This is a genomic window from Priestia sp. BR_2, from assembly GCF_041954005.1.
In the GTDB taxonomy this organism is placed as follows: domain Bacteria; phylum Bacillota; class Bacilli; order Paenibacillales; family Paenibacillaceae; genus Paenibacillus_AQ; species Paenibacillus_AQ lautus_A.
Genome location: NZ_JAVFHM010000336.1, coordinates 1 through 6,145, shown reverse-complemented (window position 1 = coordinate 6,145; position 6,145 = coordinate 1). Strand labels below are relative to the sequence as shown.

Here is a 6,145-nt window from a genome sequence, read left to right as displayed (position 1 = left end):
CGTCTGTTGATGCTGGCATCGGGCAACATTTTGAACCCGAAAGACGGTAAGCCGGTTGTTACGCCGTCTCAGGATATGGTACTGGGTTCCTTCTATCTGACAATGGATAACAAGGAAGAGAAAGGTACCGGCATGATTCTGGGCAGTGTGAACGAAGCGGTTTCCGCTTATCAGCGTGAAGCAGCCGGTCTGCATGCACGCGTAGCGATTCCGGTTAAAGCCCTTGGCAAAACCAGCTTCACCGACAAACAGCAGGATGCGATTTTGATTACGACGATCGGCCGGATTATCTTTAACGAGATTTTCCCTGCCAGCTTCCCGTACATCAATGAAGCGACTCGTACGAACCTGCTGCAAGGCACGCCTGAGAAGTATTTCGTATACGAGAAGGGTGCAGATATTCAAAAAGTGATCCAGGAACTGCCGGTCAGCGGAGCCGTTGGCAAGGAATACCTGGGCTCCATCATTGCACGCTGTTTCGAAACGTACCATACAACGGAAACCTCTGTGATTTTGGATAAAATCAAGCAGATCGGTTTCACATACTCTACCCGTGCAGGCGTAACCGTTGCGGTATCCGACGTTATCGTACCTGACGAGAAGAATGAAATCCTGAAAGAGTCCGACGAGAAGGTTAAAGTGGTAACGAACCAATATCGCCGCGGCTTGATCACGAACGAAGAACGTTATGACCGCGTTATCGACATCTGGTCCAAGACCAAAGACGATATTACGGATGTACTCATGAAGTCGATGGATCGCTTTAACTCCATCATGCTCATGGTGGATTCCAAGGCGCGGGGTAACAAATCGCAGATCACCCAGCTCGGTGGCATGCGGGGTCTGATGGCGAACCCGTCGGGCCGTATCATCGAACTCCCGATCAAATCGAACTTCCGTGAAGGACTGACGGTACTCGAGTACTTCCTGTCCACGCACGGTGCGCGTAAAGGTCTTGCCGATACAGCGCTTCGTACCGCTGACTCCGGTTACTTGACTCGTCGACTTGTCGACGTGGCCCAGGATGTCATCGTTCGCGAAGACGAGTGCAGCACGGATAAAGGCTTTATGGTTAGCCGTATTCAGGACGGCAAGGAAGTGATCGAGGATCTCTATGACCGTATCGAGGGACGTTATGCATTTGAAACCGTTCGTCATCCGGAAACCAAAGAGATCATCGTAAACCGCAACGAATTGATTGACTCCGACAAAGCTGAAGAAATCGTGGCAGCTGGCGTCGAGAAGCTTCAAATTCGTTCCATCTTGAGCTGCCGTGCACGTTATGGCGTCTGCAAAAAATGTTACGGTCGTAACCTGGCTACTGGTAAGCATGTTGAGATTGGTGAAGCGGTTGGTATTATCGCGGCGCAATCTATCGGCGAACCGGGGACACAGCTCACGATGCGTACATTCCACACAGGCGGCGTTGCCGGTGATGATATTACGCAAGGTCTTCCGCGTATCCAGGAGCTCTTTGAAGCCCGTAATCCTAAAGGTCAAGCAACCATTAGTGAGATCGACGGTGTGGTTAAAGAGATCCGTGAAACGAAGGACCGTCGTGAAATCGAAATTCAAGGTGAAGCTGAAACCAAAGTTTACGCGGTTACCTATGGCTCCCGTCTGCGCGTAAGCGAAGGCAAGCACATCGAAGCTGGGGATGAGCTGACCGATGGTTCCATTGATCCGAAGGAGATGCTTCGCATCAAGGGTATCCGTGGCGTGCAGAACTACATCCTTCAGGAAGTTCAGCGCGTATACCGTAACCAAGGCGTAGAAATTAACGATAAACACGTTGAAGTTATGATCAGACAGATGCTGCGTAAATTCCGTATCGTGGATGCGGGAGATACCAACCTGCTGCCAGGCTCCTTCGTGGATATGCATGAATACGAGACAGCTAATAAAGACGCTATTCTTTCCGGGAAAGAACCAGCGGTTGCCAAACCGGTTCTCCTCGGTATTACGAAGGCATCTCTCGAAACCGATTCGTTCTTGTCGGCGGCCTCCTTCCAGGAGACGACTCGCGTGTTGACCGACGCTGCCATTAAAGGTAAAGTCGATCAGCTGCTTGGTCTGAAAGAGAATGTTATCATTGGTAAGCTGATCCCTGCGGGAACCGGTATGAACCGATATCGCAGTGTGAAGTTCGCGGGACAGGACGATGTGAATGACGAAAGTCAGGAACTCGAAACAGCTTCTATAGATTAAGAGACAGTCAGGGGACGGGGAGATGACGCGTCGTAAGACGATGAATCTCCCTGTTCCAATGTTTCTTTTTTTCTGATTTAATAGCTTGACATCGTTTAAGGCAGATGCTAATATAGCAAAGGTGCGTGAATAGTTTCTTTGTTCCCTGTTCTTTTGGAGGAATGACTTGTGTCTAATGATAAAGGATTACAGGATGCACACATCAAGATTGGCACCAAACAAACGATGAAGGCCGTTGAATCTGGTCTGGCCGCTGAGGTTTACGTGGCTGAAGATTGCGACCAGCGTTTGATTTCAAAAGTCGTATCCGAGTGTGATAAGAATGGCGTGCATATCAACTATGTACCCACGATGACAGAGCTTGGAGAAGCATGCGGTATTGAAGTCGGTGCAGCTATGGTAGCTGTCTTGAAATCATGATTTGAGAAATCGTTTTTGTTGGAGAAGGCGTTACTTCTCTCGGCAAAAACTTTTCATTTGTTCTTTTATGAACCGCCTGGGTCTGTGGACTTAAACGGGTTCGTAATCGAATGATAAATACGGGAAGGGGGTGGCTAGCATGCCAACAATTAACCAACTGGTTCGCAAGGGCCGTCAAGCTAAAGTTTACAAATCGAAATCTCCAGCTCTTCAAAAAGGTTTTAACGCTTTGAAACGTGAGGAGACCGACTTGAGCGCTCCGCAAAAACGCGGTGTATGCACTCGTGTAGGCACGATGACGCCGAAAAAACCGAACTCCGCACTTCGTAAATATGCTCGTGTTCGCTTGACGAACCGCATTGAGGTGACGGCTTACATTCCGGGTATCGGACATAACTTGCAAGAGCACAGTGTTGTATTGGTTCGCGGTGGACGGGTAAAAGACCTTCCGGGTGTACGTTACCATATCGTTCGCGGCGCACTTGATACCGCTGGTGTAAACAACCGGATGCAAGCTCGTTCCAAATACGGCACGAAGCGTCCGAAAGCAAAAAGCTAATTGATGCTCATGTTTTCTTAACATGACTCATGACTGAAGAAAGGGGGATATCCATGCCACGCAAAGGTCCAGTAACTAAAAGAGACGTGCTGCCAGATCCGGTGTATAACAGCAAACTGGTAACTCGTCTGATCAACCGCATCATGTTGGATGGTAAAAGAGGTGTTGCTCAAAGCATCCTTTACAATTCGTTCAACATCATCAAGGAACGTACTGGTAATGATCCGATGGAAGTGTTTGAAGCAGCTATCAAGAACATCATGCCAGTATTGGAAGTTAAAGCTCGTCGTGTCGGCGGTGCTAACTACCAGGTTCCGATCGAAGTTAAACCAGAGAGACGTACATCCCTTGGATTACGTTGGCTCGTAAACTACTCCCGCAACCGCGGTGAGAAGACGATGGAAGAGCGTTTGGCGGCTGAGATCATCGACGCTTCCAACAACACGGGCGCTTCCGTTAAGAAACGCGAAGACACGCACAAAATGGCTGAAGCGAACAAAGCGTTTGCTCACTACCGTTGGTAGGATTCAGCAACTAATTTATACTTCAAATTTTGAAGGGAGACTATTCGCATGGCGACAAGAGAGTTCTCCTTGAAAAATACACGTAATATCGGGATCATGGCGCATATTGACGCTGGTAAAACGACCACTACAGAGCGGATTTTGTTCTATACAGGCCGTACGCACAAAATCGGGGAAGTTCACGAGGGTGCAGCTACCATGGACTGGATGGAACAGGAGCAGGAGCGCGGTATCACGATTACGTCCGCTGCGACTACCGCTTCTTGGAAGGGTCATCGCGTTAATATTATCGACACCCCGGGGCACGTTGACTTCACAGTAGAAGTTGAACGTTCCCTTCGTGTATTGGATGGGGCAGTAGGTGTATTCAGTGCGAAAGAGGGCGTTGAACCTCAGTCGGAGACTGTTTGGAGACAAGCAGACCGTTACGGAGTTCCGCGGATCGCATACGTAAACAAAATGGATATTATCGGTGCCGACTACTTGAACGTAGTTAAAGATATGAGAGAGCGTCTGCAAGCGAACGCGGTAGCAATTCAGCTTCCGATCGGTGCAGAGAACGATTTCATTGGCATCATCGATATTATCGAGGAAAAAGCTTATATGTATAAGGATGACCTCGGGCAAAATATCGAAGAAACCGAAATTCCAGCAGAATTCAAGGATCAAGTGGAAGAGCTTCGCAACGAGTTGGTTGAGAAGGTAGCAGAACTTGACGAAGACTTGACAATGAAATATCTTGAAGGTGAAGAAATCACCATCGCTGAGTTGAAAGCTGCTCTGCGTAAAGGTGTTGTCGAAGTTAAGATCTTCCCGGTTATCTGCGGATCTTCTTACCGTAACAAAGGCGTTCAGTTGATGCTTGATGCCGTAATCGATTATTTGCCGGCTCCAACTGACGTTCCAGACATCAAGGGTACCCTTGAAGACGGAACCGAAGCTATTCGGCATTCTTCCGATGACGAGCCGTTCTCGGCTTTGGCATTCAAAATCGCAACCGACCCTTACGTTGGTAAGCTGACATTCTTCCGCGTATACTCCGGCGTACTGCAATCCGGTTCTTACGTACTGAATGCAACAAAAGGCAAGCGTGAGCGCATTGGTCGTATCCTTCAAATGCATGCGAACAGCCGTCAAGAAATTTCCGAAGTATTCGCCGGAGATATCGCAGCTGCCGTAGGTTTGAAAGATACGGGCACAGGTGATACACTATGTGATGAGAAAAACCCGGTTATCCTGGAGTCCATGAACTTCCCTGATCCGGTTATCGAAATCGCAGTTGAGCCTAAAACAAAAGCTGACCAAGATAAAATGGGCGTGGCTCTCGGTAAGTTGACGGAAGAGGATCCAACTCTTCGTGCGCATACCGATGAAGAAACTGGCCAAACGATCTTGGCAGGGATGGGTGAGCTTAACTTGGAAAACATCATCGACCGTATGCGTCGTGAGTTCAAGGTAGAAACCAACGTGGGTAAACCACAGGTAGCTTACCGCGAAACATTCCGTGCGCCAGCTCGCGTTGAAGGTAAATTCGTTCGTCAGTCCGGTGGTCGTGGTCAATACGGTCACGTATGGGTTGAGTTCGAACCTCTGGAACCTGGTAGCGGTAACCAATTCGACAGCAAGGTTGTCGGTGGTTCTGTACCAAGAGAATACATTGGTCCTGCACAACAAGGTATCGAAGAGCAAATGAAGAACGGTGTACTTGCCGGCTTCCCGCTTGTTGACGTTAAAGCAACCATCGTCGACGGTTCGTACCATGATGTTGACTCCAATGAAATGGCGTTTAAAATCGCTGGTTCCATGGCTCTGAAAGCAGCTAAAGACAAGTGTAAGCCTGTCCTGCTCGAGCCAATCATGAAAGTTGAAGTTACCGTGCCTGAGGAATACATGGGCGACGTAATGGGTATGCTGAACTCCCGCCGTGGACGTATCGAAGGTATGGACTCCCGTGGTGGTACTCAAATTATCCGTGCGAAAGTGCCTCTTTCCGAAATGTTCGGTTACTCCACTACCCTTCGCTCCGGTACACAAGGACGCGGCGTGTTCTCCATGGAACTCTCCCACTACGAAGAAGTTCCTAAGAATATCTCCGATGAAATTGTGTCCAAGATCAAAGGCGGAGAATAATAACGTTTTACCTGCTGGATAGGAGGCGCGACCAAACATCCCGTTAACTCCGCTTCCGGCCCAACATATATAATCCCCTTAAGGAGGAATTGTTCAAATGGCAAAGGCTAAATACGAACGTACGAAACCCCATGTTAACATCGGTACTATCGGTCACGTTGACCATGGTAAAACAACTTTGACTGCTGCAATTACATCTGTATTGTCCAAAACTTACGGTGGCGCAGCAATGTCCTTCGATCAAATCGACAAAGCTCCAGAAGAGCGCGAACGCGGTATCACAATCTCTACTTCCCACGTAGAG

6 protein-coding genes are annotated in these 6,145 nt (G+C 48.7%); all 6 read left to right on the top strand.

All coding sequences use genetic code 11. From position 1 onward, the window contains the following. On the top strand, window positions 1-2,208 hold a 2,208-nt coding region (rpoC, locus tag RB298_RS29105), incomplete at its 5' end, for a DNA-directed RNA polymerase subunit beta' (protein ID WP_486049826.1). 168 nt (window positions 2,209-2,376) lie between these two features. Further along, complete coding sequence (locus RB298_RS29100; protein WP_009591977.1) at window positions 2,377-2,628, top strand: ribosomal L7Ae/L30e/S12e/Gadd45 family protein; 252 nt, start codon at window positions 2,377-2,379, stop codon at window positions 2,626-2,628. Window positions 2,629-2,767: 139 nt separating this feature from the next. After that, window positions 2,768-3,187 (top strand): 30S ribosomal protein S12, encoded by a 420-nt coding sequence (gene rpsL, locus RB298_RS29095; protein ID WP_006212930.1) that lies wholly within the window; start codon window positions 2,768-2,770, stop codon window positions 3,185-3,187. Window positions 3,188-3,240: 53 nt separating this feature from the next. Further along, window positions 3,241-3,711, top strand: coding sequence for a 30S ribosomal protein S7 (gene rpsG, locus RB298_RS29090; RefSeq protein WP_006212929.1), 471 nt, complete (start codon window positions 3,241-3,243; stop codon window positions 3,709-3,711). A gap of 48 nt (window positions 3,712-3,759) precedes the next feature. Next, window positions 3,760-5,841 carry an elongation factor G gene (gene fusA / locus RB298_RS29085; protein ID WP_486049823.1) on the top strand — a complete coding sequence of 694 codons (2,082 nt, stop codon included), beginning with the start codon at window positions 3,760-3,762 and terminating at the stop codon, window positions 5,839-5,841. Between the two features lie 97 nt (window positions 5,842-5,938). Beyond that, window positions 5,939-6,145: GTP-binding protein (locus RB298_RS29080; protein ID WP_486049821.1), on the top strand; the 207-nt coding region annotated here is incomplete at its 3' end.